We start from the raw sequence: 20,989 nt of genomic DNA on the forward strand, positions 1-20,989 counted from the left end.
TGGGGCTGTTCAAATTGCCCGCTATTATAGAGACACTCACCCAGATTGGCTATCGCCATTGCCCGATCTCAGCAGCAAGTTTATACTGATAGTAAAAATAGACAGGGGAAACAACATGATCCACAGCATGACTGCATTTGCTCGCCAAGAAACTAATGCCGACTGGGGCAATGCTAGCTGGGAAATTCGCTCGGTTAATCAACGCTATCTCGAAACCTATATTCGATTGCCAGAACAACTGCGTAGTTTAGAGCCTATTTTACGCCAACGTTTTCGCAACCGACTGCAGCGCGGCAAAGTAGAATGCAACCTGCGTTTTGAACCGCTTAAGGATCAAACATCCCTCAACATTAATAATAAATTGGCCAGTCAGGTGATAAAGCAAGCCAACTGGGTAATACAGCAAGCCGGCAGTGGTTCAATTAACCCGCTTGATATTCTTAACTGGCCCGGAGTAATTGCAGCGCCAGAACATGACATGGACGAAATTAATACCGCCTTGCTCGCGCAATTTGAGCTCGCGATTGAACAGTTTGTCGCCGCCCGTGCTAGCGAGGGTGATAATCTGAAAACAATGATAGTGACCCGCCTTAACGCCATTAGCGAATTAGTATCGACGATCAGGAAACAAATGCCGACGATAATCGAATGGCAACGCCAGCGACTAAATAAAAAATTCGACGAGGCAAAAATTCAGCTCGATCCAGAACGGTTAGAACAAGAATTAGTCTTGTTGGCGCAAAAAGTTGATGTAGCAGAAGAACTCGACCGACTCGATAGTCATGTCAGCGAAACACAGAAAATAATGAAAAAAGGCGGTGCTTGCGGCAGACGCCTCGATTTTATGATGCAAGAATTTAACCGTGAAGCCAATACCTTAGCCTCAAAATCAATCAACAGTGACATTACCCAAGCCAGCGTTGAATTAAAGGTTTTAATTGAACAAATGCGGGAGCAGATCCAGAATATAGAGTAACATCTAGTAAAACCCAGACAGATCCAAAATATTATATTAATGACCAACCAAGCCCCACAAAAACCAAAGCGTTGGAGTGATATATGGACAGCTTAACGGTTAAAGAAGTCGCATCAAAAGCGAAAGGGGCACCAGGCCGGTTTTCGGACGGAAATGGGTTACATCTTCAAACTACATATAATAAAAAAGGCACTTAGAGTGCCTTTGTGTAGAAGTTTATGCTGCTTTTTTCTTTTTGGGACCACTAGTATCTATACCATGAAATTTATTTTCATCGCTCAGCATTTGAGGTGCAGACTTTAATAAAAGTTCCATAGCTCCCCCTAGACGAGCATACACATCTTCCGCACCGAATAGACTTTTATCTTTTTGGATTGCTTGTTTCATAATATGAATTCCTTAAGCTTCCTCGCCCCAGTCATATATTATTTATGATATATAAAGCCTATATAGTCAATGTTTAATATTATTAATTTTGATCTGGAACAACGCTGTTATTAATCGTCTCTGTAAAAGCGGACAAAAATTATACCTGAAATATTACTGAAGAATCAACAAAATTAACTATGAGAATTTTTTCACAGCTAATTCTAAGTCATCTTTTGAAATCTTTAACCTAAGTGTAGGTTCACTATTTTCCACTCGCGAAAAACCAAAGCCACAATAATAATCTATCAGTTTTTTCGTAGTCGGGCCTACGATTTCCACAGCATCACCGTCTGTAGCAGAAATAAAGAGAAGAGACGCAATAAGAGTAATCATTACCATGCGCCCGTTTAATGGATGATTCTCGTTATCTCGAATAAAGCTTTCTATAAATTGAATCTCTAGAGTCTTTTCATTGAAATCATATTCCCCTAACATCGCACCGTCAGGAACACCATCTTGCTGAATTTTAACTGTAAATTCAAATTTATCGTCAGAATTACCGAACTGTCCGAATCCCCAACCCCATTCCAATTCAGCATAACCAGATGTAAGAATTCTATAGTCGTGGTCTGAAATAGGCCCTACTTTTAAATCTAAACCTTGTTGCTCCAGAATCATTTGCAGACTATTAATTACCGCCGAGCTGATTTGATCTATGTTCAATGACCTTCCCTTCTCATTAATTTAGTGCCCCAAGGTTAATCCCTTACTAGGCCATAATCAATAAATATGCTCAATAGAAGTAAATATATTGGCTATGTTCTCCATAAATGCTGCTATGTGTGTAATCAATTGAAAGTGTTGCTATTTGACAAAGCAAGCTGGAGCACATAGGTACCGCTCTAGAGTCCCACGGATGGGTTTACGGCGACTTGCTGTTCTAATGGCAACACTTTAGTACAACAGAGCCAAATATATTGAATAGGCAACAAAGAGGCACGGTGAGGCGACCTCCTACCACGCGGTGGGTAAATTGGTGAGTAAGAAACAAATAAAGATAAAAACAAGATGCAAATTACAACAAAAAAACAATCATACTCAACAAGCAGATCCGGAACATTGAGTAAAAAACCGACCTCAAACTATAACTTGGGGCTGACATCTCCCCTTAATATTTATATGAGCTAAAACGCCATTGAACGGCAAAACCCTCATGCAGCACAGATGCAAAACATACTTATTTTGCATACGTTTTACTTTTGATATATCGTTAACTTAAAATTAGCGGGATTGAAAAATAGATGAAACTTAACTGTGATATGGGTGAAAGCTTTGGTTCGTGGACTCTAGGCCTAGACCAAGCGGTTATGCCGTGGGTCGACATGGCCAATATTGCCTGTGGCTTTCATGCGTCCGATCCTGACGTAATGGCGAGCACCATTAAAAGCGCCATTGAACATCAGGTTACTATTGGCGCCCACCCAGGTTATGACGACAAGAAAGGCTTTGGTCGTCGCTCAATCCCTTGCTCGTTAACTGAGATTACCCACTTAGTGGCATATCAAGTCGGTGCAATGCAGGGCATGTGCGCGCTTTATGGCGCGGATGTCAGTTATGTTAAACCTCATGGCGCGTTATATAACGACATGATGAACAATCTTGAGATATTTTCTGCTATTGTCGACGGAGTTGCTAGTCAGGCCGCTAAACCCGCTTTAATGATTTTGGCGACTTTCGACCATCAAAAATACCAAAAATTAGCAGCGCAGCAAGGGGTTAGATTATTGTTTGAAGCCTTTGCAGATCGGGCTTACACCCCCGATGGCAAGCTGGTGCCACGTTCTGAACCAGGCGCAGTATTACATCAGACCAGTGACATTATTAAACAAGTAGTGAGGCTGGCTGACAGCAATGAAATTGTGGCAACCGATGGTTCTGTACTCCGTATTAAGGTTGATACTGTCTGTGTTCATGGTGATAATGCCGAATCCGTGGCTTGTATTAAAGCGCTAAAACTCGCGCTGACACAATCTGAATAACGTGATGAAGATACGTTTAGTCCAAGTATCTGAAACGGCTCTAATGGTCTATTTTGGCGACAAAATCGAAACCTCATTGCCACAGCAGATAGCTCGCTTTGATCAAATAATTACGACCCAATTGGGGGCTGCGATTACCGATGCTATCCCTTCGTATACCTCATTGTTACTAGAATATAATCCGTTAAAAATAACCATTGAACAGTTAATGACCACCGCTCAGTTGGTGGTTTCTCAGTTAGTTCAACCGCATCTAATTCAAGAGCCTGCCACTATTGTATTACCGGTTTATTATGGACTAGAAGTCAGCCCAGACCTTGTGTCAGTTGCAAGGCAACATAATTTATCGACCGCACAAGTGATCACCATTCATAGCCAGCGGGATTATACGGTGTGCGCGATAGGTTTTGCGCCAGGTTTTGCTTTTTTAGGATCGGTTGATCCGCGCATAGCAACGCCTAGACATCGTAAACCTCGGTTAAAAATTCCAGCTGGCAGTGTCGGCATTGCCGATCAGCAAAGTGCCGTTTATCCGAATGACAGCCCCGGCGGTTGGCAAATCATTGGGAATTGCCCTCGCCAGTTATTCGATCCTACTGGCGATCCTATCATGCCTTTTAAAGTCGGAGACAAGGTAAGATTTAAACCAATAGATATCGAAAAGTACCAAAGTCTTGGGGGGAAATTATGTCTGGATTGGAAGTAGTTAATCCCGGGTTTTTATCACTTATTCAGGATCTTGGCCGTCATGGTTCGGCATATTTAGGGCTTAGTCCTGGGGGACCAATTGATCTGCACGCGTTTTGCTGGGGCAATAAGTTACTGGGTAATTCGGCCAATGCCGCCGCGATCGAGATAACCTTGGGTCAAGCCAGCTTTAAAGCAACAAAAGACACTTTACTTGCCCTCACCGGGGCAGAAATGCAAGCAACAGTCGATGACCAGCCACAACCCAATTGGCATACCTTTGTCCTCAAAAAGGGCCAAGTATTAAGCTTAGGTATAGCTCACAGTGGCTTACGCGCTTATGTTAGCGTAGCGGGAGGCATTAAAGTACCGTTAGTATTTAACAGCGCAGCAACCGTTTGCCGCAATCAACTAGGTGGCCTTGCTGAAGCTAATAATGAATTTGGATTGGGTAATAAATTACGTCAAGCCGATCAGCTTCCGGTCAACGACTTAGCATTAACTGGCTCACCGCTGATTCACCATGGCGTGCCAGTTCGCTATGTTCCAACTTACCCAGCTGAAATTACGATCTGTTTAATTGAGTCGTATCAATGTGATGCTTTTAATGACCAACAGAAAGCACTGTTTTATCAAAGCCAGTACCAAGTGACTCCTCACAGTGACCGCATGGGCATTCGTCTGGCAGGCCCGTCAATCAGTAGTGAGTTATCAGGCATAGTATCAGAGGGGATCGCACTGGGCTCGGTGCAAATTCCACCAGACGGCCAGCCGATTATTTTACTCAATGACCGTCAAACATTAGGCGGTTACCCCAAACTTGGCTGCATAGCTAGGCGCGACCTTTCTAAAATAGCGCAGGCACGACCTGGTACCATTGTGCGTTTTCAGCCCGCGAACCTGCAACAACAAACAAAAAAATGGTGCGAGTTTATGCGGTTTTTTAAGCTGTAAGTATCTCTTAAATTTTAAATTGGGCAACTAACTGACGTAAGTTACCACCGAGCGACGCTAAATCTTTTGAGGCTTCAGCTGTTTGCTTAGAACCATCAGCGCATTCATGCGCGGCATCGGATATCGACAAAACATTCTTATTAATATCTACGGTTGTCGCGCGCTGCTCTTCAACGGCTGCGGCAATCATTTGGTTCATGTTATTAATATCATCTATTGATTGCGATACTGCCGAAAAACGCTCACTGGCAGCTTGCGCTTGCTCTACAACCCCTAGCGTCGAACGCTGGCTTTGCTCCATGACTGTTACCGCCTTTGCTGAGCTAGCTTGTAATTTATCAATGACATCGGTTATTTCAGTCGTCGAACGTTGGGTCCGACTCGCTAACGCTCTGACTTCGTCGGCAACCACCGCGAAACCTCGACCTTGTTCACCAGCTCTTGCGGCTTCAATTGCAGCATTTAGGGCCAGTAAATTCGTTTGCTCTGCGACGCCTTTGATGACATCGAGCACCGCTATAATTTGACCACTGTGTTGCTCAAAATCATTAATCACCGCGGTTGCCGAATCAATCTGCTGGGCCAAGTTATTAACCGCGTCGACCGTTGATTTCATGAGGTCATAACCCTCGTTAGACTGCTGGTTAGCCTCATCAACCGCAATGACCATATTGCCAATATGACTGGCGACTTCTTCAATCGCGCAAGTCATTTGCTCCATGGCTGTAGCGACCATCGCTGTTTGACTGTGTTGCTCTTCAATCAAGATACTGTTTTGATTAGTAATCACCGACGCTTGCTCAGCTGTGGTCGCAATTTGTGTCGAGTTCTCAGCGACATTTTTAATGCCACCGTGAAACTTAGTTAACATTGAATTTAATGCCTTCGACGCTTGACCAATTTCGTCACCAGTTTCAATCAGAAACCGGTGAGTTAAATCGGAATCTAGTTCAACTTTCTCGATACCTGTACTTAGGTTAATGATCGGCTTACTAATTCTATTCGCAAAAAATAAACCGCCTAGCAATCCGAATATAATTAACACTAGCCCGACAGACACCGCTGATATTTTAATCACTGCCGTCATTGCATTGGCACTAGCAAAAGCCTCACTGGTATCGATTTCAGCCAAAATAGCCCAGTTTAAGCCGTTAAACGTTACCGGTGCATAAGCCGATAACACTGAAACTCCCCGATAATCATTAATGGTTTCAATCCCTGATTTACCATTTAATGCCTTTGCCGCCGACGGTGTGCTTACGGCCTGCAGACCAATTCCGCTCTTTTTCGCTTCAATAATACCGACAATCTCAGCACTCACCCCACCATTCTTTAAGGCTGTTATATAAGCGGGTAAATCTTGCTGCAAAAATCGACTCTGAGACCTGAGGGTATTGTCTGACCCAATTAAGTAGGTTTCTCCTGACTTACCTAGTCCTGATTGCTGCCAGTGGCCGTCTTGATTCATAATGTTATTGATTCGACCAATCGGCATTTGAAAAATCAGTACCCCGATATTTTTGCCTTGATCAAAAATAGGCGTTGCGATAAACGCCGCCGCATCTTGGTAAGACGGCTGATAACTTGCAAAATCACTGATCACTGTCTCACCTGGTGTCGTCGCTTGTTGCGCTGTTCTAAATACTTTGCCGATGGCTGAATTAGCAAATGTGCCCGTTGTTAAGGACGTTGAAAAATCCAATTCTTTAAACACCGAATAAACAACATTACCGCTGGTACTATCAACTAAAAATATATCGTAATACTCAAACTCCGCTAAATAGTTACTAATAATTGGATGGTAAAGCTGGTGAGTACGGTCATAATCGGAGCGATTATTAAGCGCAACCATTTGGTCTTTTTGCCCCAAAGGGTCGGGGTTTTTCTCGATTAATTGATGCTGAAGCAAGACCGAGGTATCTGACAAATTGCCAAGCCATTGTTCAAACGGCGCATTATCACCTTGGTTGCGTGATTGATATTGCTGATTAAACTCTTGTTGATAATACCGACGAAGTTCACTTCTGGCAGTGTCTGGCGATATTGTTACTTGCGTAGCATAATTGTCATAAGACCATTTAAACGCATGCATTGCATTAATCGTCATCGTACTTTGAGCAAAAGTCCGAACTTGCTTATCAATATTACCTAAATAATCTTCGATCCGGCCCTTAGTAATATCTCTAATGGCTAACAGACGCTCGTTAGTCGCAACCTCCATCGCTTGATAAGCGCTGGTCGATGATTGATAACCAATAATGAATGAGGAGATAATGACAGGAAGAGCAACCAACAGGGTAGCGCCAACTAAAATTTTACTTTTCAACTTGAACATGAAATTTACCATCCTTGATAAAAAACCCTAACCATTAACTCAACACTACGTAATTTTTTCGCCATGCGCCAGAAATAACTGAACTCAGTGCGCACTATTACCCCTGAGATTTATAGCAAATATCCTGGATTGAGTTATCAATTCACAAACTAAAATTCACCATAAACCAAGGTAAATTCAGCTGCCTGCAATGTGGTTATACTAATTTAATTAATTAGCTGATCAATTTTTTATCAAAAAAAACGGCCCATCAAAGGACCGTTTTATAATCGATAAATCAATTACCGCATCAGGTTAAACTTGCGCTTGACTCAATACCGCCGCACGACGACGTTGAGCAAATCCAATTAAACCTAATAACAATAAGGCTGGAATATAGAACCACTGACGAGCAGGACGGTCAACGGGTACGCCAACACTAGCAATTACCTGATCAAAGTCGAAGCCAGCTTTTGAAGCGCCACTGTCAAAACCAACCCCATCGATCATGACATCGCCATTATCTTGAGTAAGCAACTCTAAACCATAACCTTCCAGTCGATCTTGACCAGTAGTTTCATCACCAACGGTCAATAACATCGTTAAGGTCACGGGATCACCAACATCGTTTTCGCCATTAACCAAGATCTTTAATTCTTGTCCTGGCTCAACATCGGCCATTGCTTGCACCAGACCAGCACCACCGCGTTCTTCGTATGGTGGCACCACATAGTCCATCCAAAAACCAGGACGGAATAAGGTGAATGCAACCAACATTAACGCTGCTGATTCCCACAGCTTTGATCTTGCAAGGAAGTAACCCTGAGTACCCGCGGTAAAAATCAACATCGCAGCAGTTGCCACAATAAAGATAAATATACCTTCGGTAAAGGTGACGTCAATCAGCAACAAATCGGTATTGAAAATGAACAGGAATGGTAATAAAGCGGTACGCAACGAGTAGAAAAATGCGATAAAGCCAGTCGTTATTGGTTTGCCGCCAGATATTGCGGCGGCGGCAAAGGACGCGAGCCCCACCGGCGGCGTAACGTCGGCCATAATACCAAAATAGAACACAAACATATGCACCGCAATTAACGGCACAATTAAACCATTTTGCTGACCAAGGCTAACAATAACCGGAGCCAGTAACGAGGAAACAACAATATAGTTCGCAGTGGTCGGCAAACCCATGCCTAAAATTAGACTCAGGATTGCGGTCCACAACAGGATCAACATAATGTTGCCCATTGACAAGAACTCAACCAGTGCCGCAAGTTTAAGCCCAACGCCCGTTTGCGATACTGCGCCAACGATGATACCTGCAGCCGCTGTTGCGATGCCAATACCAATCATATTACGTGCACCAGCGATTAAACCTTCAATCAACTCGTTAAAACCTAATTTGAAACGACCGATAGTTTCTTGATTGCGGAAAAAAGCAAAAACATAACGCTGGGTCAGCAAAATGAAGATCATCAATATCGTGGCATAAAATGCCGACAGTCCTGGTGATAAACGCTCAACCATCAAACACCAAATCAACACGATAACTGGTAATAAGAAATGTAAACCAGCCATTACTGTCGGTTTTGTTTCTGGTAATTCCAACACGGGTGAATTTGGATCGTCCAACACTAAATCTGGATAAGCAGAGCTAATTTTAGCTAAATAAATATATGCTGCGATTGTAATCGCACCCATAACCCAAGGAGTAAAGTCTTTACCTACCGTAGCTTGAACTATGTCAATTAAGAAAAACAGACCAAAGGCACCAATCACAATATTACACAAGACCATCGCACCGGTTGATACTAGCTGCGCATAAGTATTTTCCGTCGTTTTAGCCTTTAGACCATTAACAACGAAGAACTGCACCGCTAAAATTCCCGCTACACCCATTAAACGTGCGCCGGTAGATTCCAGTAACTGATAAACTTCGGATAAGTAATAAAGACCACCGCCCATCGCCATAATAGCCGATACGGTCATTGCCCAAGATAGCATTACATACTTAGCTGGCTTGCTTTCACCAAGCTTAGTCAAGCCTTGCATGCCAGACTTCATCGCTTCTAAATGCACAATGTAGACGAGTGCGATGTAAGAGATGATTGCCGGCAAAAATGCGTGTTTAACCACTTCGAAATAAGGAATGTTAACGTATTCCACCATTAAGAAGGCCGCGGCCCCCATCACGGGTGGCATAATCTGGCCGTTTACTGACGAAGCAACTTCAATCGCACCGGCTTTTTCAGCGCTAAAACCAACGCGTTTCATCATTGGAATGGTAAAGGTACCCGTAGTAACCACGTTGGCAATTGAAGAGCCAGAGATTAACCCGGTCATACCTGACGCAACAACGGCTGCTTTAGCAGGTCCACCACGCAAGTGGCCCATCATTGAGAAGGCAATTTTAATAAAGTAGTTACCCGCACCAGCGCGATCTAACAAGGCGCCAAATAATACGAATAAGAACACTAGCTCGGTCGATACACCCAGTGCGATCCCGAAGACCCCTTCACCGAATAACCATTGGTGATCCATGGTGCCACCAAAAGAAGAACCTTTCCAAGCCAGTAACCCCGGGGCATATGGCCCAAGGAAGGTATAACACAAGAAGACGATTGCAACGACCATTAACGGCGGCCCTAAGGCACGACGAGTAGCTTCAAGCAACAAAATGATGCCGATAACCGAGGCAACAATGTCAAATGTGTTAGGATTTGCCGGACGATCAGATAGCATAGTGCCAAATATTGAATCCACTAATGCCGAATCAGCAATAAACGGATAAAGCGCACAAAGTGCACCGACAATAGCCAGCGTCCAGTCAAATACTGAAATATGTTTACGCGACGAACTTTTCAGGGCTGGATAGGCCAAGAAAGTAAGAAACATTGAAAATGCTAGGTGAATTTTACGTGCTTCATCCCCAGAAAATACTCCCCAACCAATAGTAAATGGCACAGGTGAGGCGATCCACACTTGAAATAGCGACCAAGCCAATGCGGTCATAGCAAGTAAATTAACTATGGCTTTATTTGTAGGCGATCGCCCTCCCATATCACTTGATGCGACTAAATCTTGTATTTCTGAATCAGTCATTTGTTGTGAGTTGCTGCTGTTATCTGCATTCATCCCCATATCTCTATCTCTCTGGCGAATATCAACACCTAAATGTCGATCACTTCTCGCGTTATTAATGGAATTTTTCTTAACTTTTCTACTTCTAGTCGCTGCAGGTTGACAGCGCTAAAAACGAAATCAGGCGAAAGTGTTGTGACACTTTCGCCTTTGGTAGACTACTGAATTATATTCACTTTAGGCGAATATTAAATTACATCCAACCGCGTTCTTTGTAATAACGAATTGCACCATCGTGTAATGGAGCAGATAGGTTATCAATGATCATGTTGCTCTCTTTAAGATGAGCAAACGCTGGATGCATTTTCTTGAAACGCTTAAAGTTTTCGAAAACAGCTTTTACCATTTGGTAAATAGTTTCGTCATCAGTCGCGGTTGAGCTAACAAAAGTAGCGCCAACACCAAACGTTGCAGTATCAGTATCAGTACCTTTGTACATGCCACCAGGAATACTAGTCATTGCATAGTAATCATTGTCTGACGCTAGTTTCATCGCTTCAGCATTAGCTACAGGTACCATCACAGCATCACAAGAAGTTGTTGCTTCTTTGATTGAACCGTTAGGATGACCCACAGTAAATACGATTGCATCAACTTTTCCATCACAAAGCGCTGCTGCTTGCTCTGATGATTTTAGCTGAGAAGCCACGGCGAAATCATCCATGGTCCAACCCATTTTGCCCATGATTACTTCCATGGTGCCGCGTTGACCAGAACCTGGGTTACCAACATTAACTTTTTTACCTTTAAGATCAGCAAAAGTCTTGATACCAGAATCAGCACGAGCAACTACAGTGAATGGTTCCGGGTGAACAGAGAATACTGCGCGTAATTCTTTGTAAGCACCGTCTTGGAACTTGTCTGGTGCAGTGCCGTTATATGCGTGATACTGCCAATCAGACTGAGCAACACCCATGTCAACATCGCCAGCACGAATGCCGTTAAGGTTAGTTACAGAGCCACCTGTTTTATGAGTACAGTTAATGTTGTGATCAGAAGTGCCTTTATTAACTAGGCGACAAATTGCACCACCAACTTGGTAATAAACACCAGTTTGACCACCGGTACCAATAACCACATGTTTAGTTTCTGCAAATGCAGACGCTGTCATCATAGTGGCAGCACCAACCATCGCAGTAATGGCTAACTTTTTAATTAACATTCATTTCTCCTTTGTTTTTATACTTATGTAATTAGAGTAAACATACAGCTGTTGCTGTTAGTTTATGACTATATAATAGTTGGTCTTTGTGACTTCAACCAAATATAACCATTAAAATAATAATCCAGTATTAGGTAAAACATTGCTCTAAGCCAACCTGCTCAGTGCGGCGCTAGTGTATGAGTATTAGCACCCAATAGAAAGTCCTTATTCTATTTCATCCCTAGAATTTCTCTAGAGTCGGCGGAGGTTGCCCGATTACGGCCCAACTTGCCAAGATTTGACACGAAATTTGTGACCAATGCCGCGTTATTAGGCGCTTTAGCACCATTTGGCAGTAACATGTTGTTCTCGAATCCGATGCGACAGTGACCACCATGCATCGCAGCAAGCAGTACGCACTCAGCTTCTTTAGCACCAAATGCACAGACAGCCCACACAGATTCAAACTCATCAAGCGCTGCCAGCATTGGTTTTAAGTCATCAGGATCTGAGGTTTGGTTTTCACTATAACGCCCTAAAACCAGCAATAATGATGGGCAGGCATCAGGAATAACGCCTTGGCGATGTAGCTTAATAAAACGTTCAATGTCTTCAACACTATAAAGAATATATTGAGGTGCAATTTTATTTTGTAATAACCAGCGAAAGAACTCGCCAGCTTGCTGTTCACGGCCCTCTGGACACAGTTCTTTTAAGGCTACTGAGACGGCTTCAGGTTTTAGCTCGCGTACCGCAGCCATCTGCTGCTCTGGCGTATACATGCCTACAGCTTCGGTGGTCGCTTGAATAATTAAGTCATGGCCAACTCGCGCTCTAATTGCCGCAATTGCCGGACGATAATATGCAGGCTCAATTGAATGTTTACCTTGGGGGTCTCTAACATGCAAATGAATCATTGAAGCACCTGCCCGTAAACAATTTTCAGCTTCAGTCGCTAATTCCTCAGGACTAATAGGTATAGCACTATGATCTTGTTTGCTTTTTCTAGCACCATTAGGTGCCACGCAAATAATCACTGAGTTATTTTTCATCTTGAACAATCCCTTTTTCGACTAATGCTTGATCTAATGCCAGACCCAGTTTGGTGACAATTTCATCAATATGGCATTGCTCGATGATAAAAGGTGGTGCGAGTAAAATATGGTTGCCAGCGACCCCGTCAATTGTGCCACCGCTCGGATAACAGATGAGACCTTGCGCCATTGCGGCCTTTTTTATCGCGCTATGGATCTTTAACCCCGCATCTAATGGTGCTTTCGTACTCCGATCAGCAACCAATTCAAGTCCCCAAAATAACCCGCGGCCACGAATATCTCCCACATTAGGATGGTCGCCAAAACGCTCAATCAACGCCTGCTCAAACTTACTGCCCATCAAATTGACATTATCGAGCAGGTTATGACTAACTATTTCCTGCTGAACCGCCAAAGCGGCCGCGCATGCCGTTGAATGTGCTAAATAAGTATGACCGTGCTGGAAAAAACCGCTGCCATTGATAATCGCATCGTATATTTTACCGCTGAGCAGCATCGCCCCAATCGCCTGATAGCCAGCGCCCAGGCCTTTAGCCACGGTCAAAATATCAGGGGTGATATCTTCTTGCTCACAAGCAAATAAACTGCCAGTTCGCCCCATGCCGCACATTACTTCATCAAGAATTAATAAAATACCATGCTGATCGCAAATTTCTCGTACCCGTTTAAAATAGCCAGGCACTGGCGTTAATACCCCAGATGTCGCGCCCACGACCGGCTCGGCTAAAAACGCAATAACATTCTCAGCCCCAAGCGCTTGAATGCGTTCGTCTAACTCATTGGCTATGCGCTGACCGTATTGGTAGTCACTTTCGCCGGCCGCTTTGCCACGATAAGGATAACAGGGACTAATATGCTCAACGTCAATCAGCAGTGGATCAAATTGTTGGCGGCGCCACATATTGCCACCAGCAGCTAGCGCCCCCAACGTATTACCATGATAGCTTTGCTTGCGAGCAATAAAGTATTTACGCGAGCTTTCGCCACGCTCCATAAAATATTGCCGCGCCAACTTTAGTGCTGACTCAACCGCTTCAGAGCCACCCGAAACAAAATACGCATAAGCAAGTCCTGCTGGTGCTTGCTCAACCAAAAAGTCAGCCAAATCTTCGGCCGGATCACTGGTAAAAAATGACGTATGGGCAAAAGCAATTTTATCAACCTGATCTTTAATTGCTTGGCGGACTTTAGTATTTGAGTGGCCCAAGCAAGAAACAGCGGCACCGCCGGAGGCATCAATGTAACGCTTACCGTCTTGATCGATGATATATGGACCATCTCCCAGCGCAGCGACTGGTAATGTATCTTTGGGTTGGCGGTGTAAAATTCGGGTGGTACGGCTTGGCATAGTGAACAGCTTGTATCGTTTAAAGTCTTACCAGACTAAGCCATCACTTGGTCGTTTTTCAATCGATTTAATCTAATGCACACTGTTAGATTATCTAACAGCCACCACATACTGACTCAGCGGCGTCCGCGTTTGTTGGTAATGTTCAACTTGTGCTAGTAACCAACGATGAAATAGCTCAATAGTCGGTTGTGAGCTGTCTTTCTTAGGATAAAACAAATAATAAGCCATGCGACTGCCAACAAATATATTGAACGGAATAACGAGTTTTCCTTGCTCTAATTCTCGCGCAGCGAGAATACTGCCTGCAGTGATTATGCCTTGACCATCAATTGCCGCCTGCAATGCTAACGCAGAATCTGAAAAGTAGTGTCCGGTCGTCGTATCAACGTTGTCAATTCCCGCTTCTTGGCACCAAGTTTTCCACGCCGTGCCATCGTCATCATGAATTAAGGTTTGCCGTGCCAGATCGGTCGCCGTTTTTAAACCACAATCGCCGTCAAGTAATTGCGGTGCACAGGCAACAAAGGCATCGACATCAAAAAGTTTAGTCACGTTAGTCATTTGATCGTGCTGACAGTCCCAGCGGATCGCAACATCGACTTCGTCACCGTTATTAAAACCATCAAAGGTTGCGCTTGGCTGAAGTCTAAGTCGAATATTAGGGTGGCGCTGTTGAAAGTCATTTAATCGCGGTACTAACCAATGAATAGCAAACGCCGAGGTCAAACTAATCGTTAGCGTTTCAATTGCAATATCATTGCTCAGTTTCTCACAAACGTTCGCGAGTTGGTCAAGAGCACTAGAGGTTACTGGTAACAGTTTTTTACCTTGCTCATTCAAAGATATTTTACCGTGTGAACGGACAAATAATGGCTGATTAAAATAAGCTTCCAATAATTTAATTTGCTGGCTTACCGCACCATGAGTCACATGCAACTCTTGGGCAGCTAAGGTAAAACTCTGTAATCGTGCCGCTGCCTCAAAGACTCGCAAGGCTTTTAAAGGTGGTAATTTCCGCTCCATTTGTTAACCCCTAGACCATGATTTTAATAGCAATGACGACTCGCTAACTTAAACTGCAACCAGTGCCACACCTTCAAATTTTATGCCTTGCCAACCTTGAGCGATAAATTGTCGAATATTGCCATGATCTTCACCCTGAGGATGCTTTAATACATCATCACGATAATAGGCACCGAAACAGGCTAACGTTTGCTGCTGATTCAACTTATTAAGCAGTGCAAAGGCAAATATTTTGCACGAACCTTCATTTTTACCTGCGGCGTTAAGCAGCGAACCATTGGCAAACGTTGTTGGCAGGTAATTATAATGTTCACTTATCACCGCCATTACTTGCACAAAGTCGATTTGCTGTGGCTGGTCTTCAATTTGGTTAAGTAATTCAGTCAATGACATTTTTTTGATTCTTGATGGTTAATTTATTAGTATTTTGTCAGAATAAGCGTTAACAAAATAGCCTCAGTAGCAATAAATTACCGCTTAACCTCCAGCGAGCTAACCATCGCAGTTAAAATATTAAGAAAAAATTTATTAGGAATAACGATGAAGATTGATTTTATCGACAGCATTAGTCCGATCCCTGCCGCTCAATGGCAAAGATTAAACAATTGTGAGTCGCCATTTTTACAACAGTCTTTCTTTAGCGCGTTAGAAACAAGCCACAGCGCCGTAGAGGCCAATGGCTGGATACCACACCACATGCTGGTCCACGGTGAGAACGAGCAGCAACTTAAGGCGATTTTACCGCTCTATATTAAGCAGCACTCGTGGGGGGAATTCGTTTTTGACTGGGCCTGGGCCGACGCATTTGAGCGTAATGGTTATGCTTATTATCCCAAGTTAGTAAGTACCATTCCCTTTACCCCGGTTAGCGGTGATAAGCTACTATCGAACGATATTTCACAATATGAAGTTATGCAATCGCTGACGGAACACTGTCAGCAACAAGATTTTAATAGCTGGCATTTATTATTTTGTCCCGCAACAGACCAGTTGCCCGATGATGTTTTTTTACGTCACACCGTTCAATTTCAATGGTTTAATCGTGACTATCTAGATTTTGATCATTTTTTAGCGACATTTACAGCCCGAAAACGTAAAAACACCCGCAAAGAACGCTTATCAATTGCTGCACAAGGGCTAACAATACAACGACTTAGCGCTGATGAGATAACCGAGCACGAACTGGACTTCTTTTACCTGACCTATCAATTAACCTATGCCAAACGCGGTCATACTCCGCATTTAACCAAAGCGTTTTTTCAGCAAATCATTGCAGATCAAGCAAGCAATGTCTTGTTGGTTATCGCCAGTTATCAAAAAAAATATGTTGCGGCGGCTTGGTTTTTTGTCGACCAACACCAGCTGTATGGTCGTTATTGGGGCTGTACAGAATATTTTCCCAATTTGCATTTTGAGCTCTGTTATTACCAAGGTATTGAGTTTTGCATTGAGCATAAACTGCAAGGATTTAACCCCGGCACCCAGGGCGAACATAAGATTCAACGGGGTTTTGAACCAATATTAACCCACTCGTATCATTGGATAAAACAAGTAGAATTTAGGCCGGCAATCAAGGCCTTTTGTACGCAAGAGCGCCAAGAGCTTCGCGCTTATCAGCAGCAGTGCCGGCAAGCCCTGCCCTTTAAAAATGCCGATTAATCGGCGCTACTAGATTTTTCGAAAAACCAACAATCTATTATTAGCAGGCATTTGATGATCGAACGCCAACGCCAAGCCCGCCGCGATGGCTAATCGTTCAATCGCTTCGATATCACGAATACCACTGTCTGGGTCGCGTCCTTTTAACCACAAATCAAAATCAGCGTTGCTGACGCTGGTAAATTGACCTTGATAATTAAAGGGACCATAAACACACAATGAACCACCCGCCGTAAGGTGCTTGGCCACTCCAGTAAAGAAATTCTCTACTAAGCGCCAACTAACAATGTGTAAGGTATTGGCGGTAAAGATGCCATCAAACGATCCAACGGGCCACGTGAAATTAAGATCTAAAGCAATTGGCGGCTGTAGGTTAGCCAAAGAAACACCGCTCAACCATTGATTAATGCCTTGGTGATTACAGGCTAAGTCACTGGTTTGCCAGGTTAGATGGGCTAAGTTTTTGGCCAAATAAATCGCATGCTGACCGGTACCTGAGCCCACTTCTAATACCAGCTCGGATGAACTAAATGCTTGTTCAAGCACAGATAATATCGGTTGCTTATTATTTTCACATGCCTGAGAGAATGGTCTTTCCATGTTTATGCCTAAAGTTATGCTGTTATCCATGATATCGACCAAGCACTGGTTTTATATGATGAACAATCAAAAATTATACCGCCAGTTCATCATTATAATATGTTGTCGTCTAGGTTTTAATTTCCATAACCTGCTAATCGCATTTTTTTAGCCACAAAGCTTTGCGAGCTTCGCAACGCATTACTTAACGTTTTCTTTCTCGCTAGCACTAAACTAATATTTTTTCCCACTTCAGTGCCTAACGCAGGAAATTCAGGTATAGCTACCAAATTAGATCCCAAATAAGGGGCCGACCTCGGTGTTTCTCCCTTCGGAGCGCTATTCTCAATTGCTGCCAGCACAAACGATGAAAACGGTGCAGCAAAACGATAATTATCATTTTGATAAGTTGAATAACGAGTGCCTGGCGGCACAGCCATCCAGCCATTCGATTGAGCAACTTTATCAATATAATTTTTGGAGGTTGCCCAAGTAATAAACTCAAGTGCATCATCTTTTAGGGTCGAAGAGCTCGGTATTGCCAGCGCCCAAACCCACAACCAACCGCCGCCTATTGATGTGACAGTAGTTGGCGCTGAAGCATACCCGATCAAGTTTGAGACTTTTGACTTATCAGGATCAAATAACAGACTAGATGCTACTGTAGCATCAATAGTAATACCGCAATGACCATCTGCTGTTAATTGAGATATTTCGCTATATCCATTTTTGTCTGGATTGGGCGGGCCATAATTTTGCAATAAACCGATATAAAATGAAATGGCATCAAACCACTGACGTGAATTGAGTTGGGCTTGCCAGTTTTTATCAAACCAACTAGCACCAAAAGCATTAACGATCGTATTAATGACCGCCATATTTTCTCCCCAACCAGCTTTACCTCTTAAACAAATGCCATAAATTTTTGCCTTTGGATTATGAATTATTGCGGCATATAACCGAATTTGCCGCCAAGTCGGATTAGCTGGCATGGTTATTCCCGCCTGTTTGAAAAGATCCTTCCTGTAGTAAGTCATCGAGCTTTCGGCATAAAATGGTAAACCATAGATATCACCATTATGAGAGAGGCTTTGCCTAACCTGCTTAATCAAATCAGCTTGATCATAATTCTGTGGTAACTTCACCAGCGGTATTAACCAGTGATCTCTTGCCCAAAATTGAGCCTCAAAAGCACCAATCGTCATTACGTCAAATTGACCGTCAGAAACGGCTAGGTCACTTAATAATCTTTTTCGTAACACCGTTTCATCGAGCACGCGCCAATCGAGCACAATATCGGGATGCTCCTGTTCATATTGACGTGATAAGTTTTTCATTGTCAGCATATCTGGGTTAGCGACAGTAGCGATACGTAGCACTTTTTTACTATGACTAGGTTTAAACGAAAGTAACCCATGTTTATATAAAATATTATTCAACGTTCCATTGACTGTTATTTTTTTTAAGCCCTGGTTAAAAGCAGCGACCAGCGCTTTACTGCTAGTATTTTTTTTTGAAAAACCAACATAAAAATTTACCGGTTTGATCGTGTCTTTGACAAAGTCTAATTTACCAATCATATAAGGCAGTTTATCGACCATTAAATCTGCGGCTGTAAACTTATCGATTAGGACATAATCAACCCGCCCAACGTATAGCATTTTTAATAAGTCTTCATTGGAGCTCACCTGATAAAATTTTGCTCCCGCTGTTTTTATATCCATGCGGTTAAAATCTGAAAATCGCCCTCTTAATACCCCAATATATTTACCGCGAGGCTCGTATGTTGCTTGAATACTTGTTTTCTTGTGCAACATGCCTAACCGCTCCCCTGGCAAAGGGTCAGAAAAATACATATCCGCTTCGAGCTCGCCGTCATAGCTAATCGGAAAAACCGCGACCGATGAACCAGCCTTGGTCAACTTCATTGCTCGAACAAATGGATAAAATTTGCTTTCAATCCTATAACCAGAGGCGTCAAAGGCTTGCTCGACAATCTCATGGATTGCTCCCTTGCCCGCTAGGTGCTGCCCGATATAAGGATTATGTTCATAAGTAGATAATTCGATTATAGGAAGCTGCGCGGCGAAAGGACTCGTCGCAATAATAATAAATAACCAGACAATTTGGATTTTCTTTATGGCCCACCAACGATTTAAACGTGATACTAGGACCTGATGGAGTGTATAGCTAAGAGTAAACATTAATAGTTTATCCCCTAAAGGAAAAAAGCAATTTTAGTAGACAAAATTCACGCTATTAATTTTAGTACACGATAGCTAGGTGTCAAAGCAAAACAACAGCCGAGAACCGAGTTCAACATAAAGAAAACCGCTCTTTGCGAGTAATCGCTGGCGCTTTAAGCCAACCACTCGCTGCACAGTAACATTCATGCGCGACGTCTAGTAACAAATTCAAGGGGGAATTAACACTAGCATGGCGTGGGTTTCGGCATGACCCATGTAACATACTGTTGAACTGTGATTTTACGATCAACGAAGAGCGTTGTTTACCAGGATGGAATGACTAGCGGTCAGTTATAAAGGCTTGTTCACCGACACCCTATGTATGGAGATTGTCTGGCCCGCTAGCAGCGACACTCCTCTTAACAGGCAAAGGGACTAACTCTCAATAATACAAGATGATCTGCGGTTAAGCGCCGTAATAATAGCCCTGCTATAATTTCATTTATAACCACCGCGTATTCCTTGTGATTTTTCGTTAATGTTTTCCAGCAGCTAACAGCTGCACCAGCTCTCCTGATACTTGCATACTTTCAAGTTGTTTAGTAATAAGAGGGATTACACCAAGATGCTTACGATGAACATAATGAAAAAGCTGTGAGTGCCTTACCGCAGGTGATACTTCGACAATATTTTTATTTGCAAAAGTACTATTCATTAACTCAGTGGCGCCCGCACGCCCAAGCAACACATAGTCCACGCGATTAGCAATCAGTAATTTAAACAAACTGGTGGCACTATTGACTCGGGTATGAGGACCTTGGCTATGCTGAACAAAGCTCTCTTGCCACAGCATCCCGCTATGAATGCCTATCCGGTAATTTAGTAGGTCGTCTACATCTGCAAATTTTATCGACTTAGAAATGGTATAGGCCACCCCATCAATGAGAGTCATAGACACTGGGATTGCGATTAAATTACGATAGCTATTTTCAATGTTAGCCACCCGTAATACCTCGCCATCTAACAGGACACTGTCACTTTGTTGCAACGAGCGTTTTGCTGGCAAGCCAATAAACATCACATCAATACCAATGCGCTGATAAGCAATAAACAACACGTTACTAGCCGCTAACGCTATTTGACTATCTTTGATATAACCAAAAGTCAATTGCTTAGGCAGTGCATCGACAGCCCCCGAAAACGTCAGCAATAGAACCAATGAATAAAGTGCTAGTCTCATGCTTTTATTTCACTTCTATATTTATAATCGTCAACCATTTTGTTTCGAGCCACAGTTCGTCAGTATGAAAATTGGTCACAAAAAAATACTAACCAATTACCCCTTCATCACCACTGGACTAAAGTCTAGAAAAACCCAAAGCGTGACACATATCACGCTTGTGGCGTTTGTTTTAATGACCGACCTTACGAGTGCCTCAAAACAATAAAGTTCATCGGCATTATTAGGCGTTGTAGATTAACTAATGGTATATTTCGCCATTAATATTG

Annotated in this window: 17 protein-coding genes; 5 read left to right on the top strand and 12 right to left on the bottom strand. The window is 43.1% G+C overall.

From position 1 onward, the window contains the following. The first annotated feature begins 115 nt into the window (after positions 1–115). Complete coding sequence (locus tag HRU23_09745; protein ID NRA54414.1) at positions 116–976, top strand: YicC family protein; 861 nt, start codon at positions 116–118, stop codon at positions 974–976. Between the two features lie 216 nt (positions 977–1,192). On the opposite strand, the gene HRU23_09750 is transcribed toward HRU23_09745, so the two are convergent. Together HRU23_09750 and HRU23_09755 are read right to left on the bottom strand one after the other, a co-directional pair. Next, positions 1,193–1,363: a hypothetical protein gene (locus HRU23_09750; GenBank protein ID NRA54415.1), complete on the bottom strand. Its 171-nt coding sequence runs from the start codon at positions 1,361–1,363 to the stop codon at positions 1,193–1,195. A gap of 177 nt (positions 1,364–1,540) precedes the next feature. Then, on the bottom strand, positions 1,541–2,068 hold the full coding sequence (locus HRU23_09755; GenBank protein NRA54416.1) for a hypothetical protein: 528 nt from the start codon (positions 2,066–2,068) through the stop codon (positions 1,541–1,543). 578 nt (positions 2,069–2,646) lie between these two features. On the opposite strand from HRU23_09755, the gene HRU23_09760 reads away from it, so the two are divergent. From HRU23_09760 to HRU23_09770, 3 genes are read left to right on the top strand one after another with little or no spacing between them, the layout of a single operon-like run. Further along, positions 2,647–3,384 carry a 5-oxoprolinase subunit PxpA gene (locus HRU23_09760; GenBank protein NRA54417.1) on the top strand — a complete coding sequence of 246 codons (738 nt, stop codon included), beginning with the start codon at positions 2,647–2,649 and terminating at the stop codon, positions 3,382–3,384. Between the two features lie 4 nt (positions 3,385–3,388). Further along, on the top strand, positions 3,389–4,090 hold the full coding sequence (gene pxpB / locus HRU23_09765) for a 5-oxoprolinase subunit PxpB (GenBank protein NRA54418.1): 702 nt from the start codon (positions 3,389–3,391) through the stop codon (positions 4,088–4,090). Beyond that, positions 4,072–5,025, top strand: a complete 954-nt coding sequence (locus HRU23_09770; GenBank protein NRA54419.1) for a biotin-dependent carboxyltransferase — start codon at positions 4,072–4,074, stop codon at positions 5,023–5,025. The genes pxpB and HRU23_09770 overlap by 19 nt, the downstream gene beginning before the upstream one ends. A 7-nt stretch (positions 5,026–5,032) precedes the next feature. Here the strand turns inward: HRU23_09770 and HRU23_09775 are convergent, their stop codons facing one another. From HRU23_09775 to HRU23_09805, 7 genes are all read right to left on the bottom strand, one after another. Continuing rightward, positions 5,033–7,360, bottom strand: coding sequence for a methyl-accepting chemotaxis protein (locus tag HRU23_09775; GenBank protein ID NRA54420.1), 2,328 nt, complete (start codon positions 7,358–7,360; stop codon positions 5,033–5,035). 294 nt (positions 7,361–7,654) lie between these two features. After that, positions 7,655–10,444 (bottom strand): TRAP transporter permease, encoded by a 2,790-nt coding sequence (locus HRU23_09780; GenBank protein ID NRA54421.1) that lies wholly within the window; start codon positions 10,442–10,444, stop codon positions 7,655–7,657. A gap of 232 nt (positions 10,445–10,676) precedes the next feature. Beyond that, complete coding sequence (locus HRU23_09785) at positions 10,677–11,645, bottom strand: TAXI family TRAP transporter solute-binding subunit (GenBank protein ID NRA54422.1); 969 nt, start codon at positions 11,643–11,645, stop codon at positions 10,677–10,679. 212 nt (positions 11,646–11,857) lie between these two features. Further along, positions 11,858–12,679, bottom strand: a complete 822-nt coding sequence (locus HRU23_09790; protein ID NRA54423.1) for a 3-keto-5-aminohexanoate cleavage protein — start codon at positions 12,677–12,679, stop codon at positions 11,858–11,860. After that, the gene (locus HRU23_09795) at positions 12,669–14,030 is read right to left on the bottom strand and encodes an aspartate aminotransferase family protein (protein NRA54424.1); all 1,362 of its coding nucleotides are present in this window, start codon (positions 14,028–14,030) and stop codon (positions 12,669–12,671) included. The genes HRU23_09790 and HRU23_09795 overlap by 11 nt, the downstream gene beginning before the upstream one ends. Positions 14,031–14,120: 90 nt before the next feature. Beyond that, entirely contained in the window at positions 14,121–15,056 is a 936-nt protein-coding gene (gcvA, locus tag HRU23_09800) for a transcriptional regulator GcvA (protein ID NRA54425.1), read from the bottom strand. 48 nt (positions 15,057–15,104) lie between these two features. Beyond that, the gene (locus HRU23_09805) at positions 15,105–15,449 is read right to left on the bottom strand and encodes a HopJ type III effector protein (protein NRA54426.1); all 345 of its coding nucleotides are present in this window, start codon (positions 15,447–15,449) and stop codon (positions 15,105–15,107) included. A 147-nt stretch (positions 15,450–15,596) separates the two neighbouring features. Here HRU23_09805 and HRU23_09810 point away from each other — a divergent pair, with 147 nt between their 5' ends. Continuing rightward, the gene (locus HRU23_09810) at positions 15,597–16,715 is read left to right on the top strand and encodes an N-acetyltransferase (GenBank protein ID NRA54427.1); all 1,119 of its coding nucleotides are present in this window, start codon (positions 15,597–15,599) and stop codon (positions 16,713–16,715) included. Between the two features lie 9 nt (positions 16,716–16,724). Here the strand turns inward: HRU23_09810 and HRU23_09815 are convergent, their stop codons facing one another. From HRU23_09815 to HRU23_09825, 3 genes are all read right to left on the bottom strand, one after another. Further along, complete coding sequence (locus tag HRU23_09815; GenBank protein NRA54428.1) at positions 16,725–17,315, bottom strand: DUF938 domain-containing protein; 591 nt, start codon at positions 17,313–17,315, stop codon at positions 16,725–16,727. Positions 17,316–17,431: 116 nt separating this feature from the next. Next, the gene (locus HRU23_09820; GenBank protein ID NRA54429.1) at positions 17,432–19,498 is read right to left on the bottom strand and encodes an extracellular solute-binding protein; all 2,067 of its coding nucleotides are present in this window, start codon (positions 19,496–19,498) and stop codon (positions 17,432–17,434) included. A 517-nt stretch (positions 19,499–20,015) separates the two neighbouring features. After that, positions 20,016–20,720, bottom strand: a complete 705-nt coding sequence (locus HRU23_09825; protein ID NRA54430.1) for a hypothetical protein — start codon at positions 20,718–20,720, stop codon at positions 20,016–20,018. Between the last annotated feature and the right edge of the window lie 269 nt (positions 20,721–20,989).

It is taken from the genome of Gammaproteobacteria bacterium (assembly GCA_013214945.1).
Classification (GTDB): Bacteria; Pseudomonadota; Gammaproteobacteria; order Enterobacterales; family Psychrobiaceae; genus Psychrobium.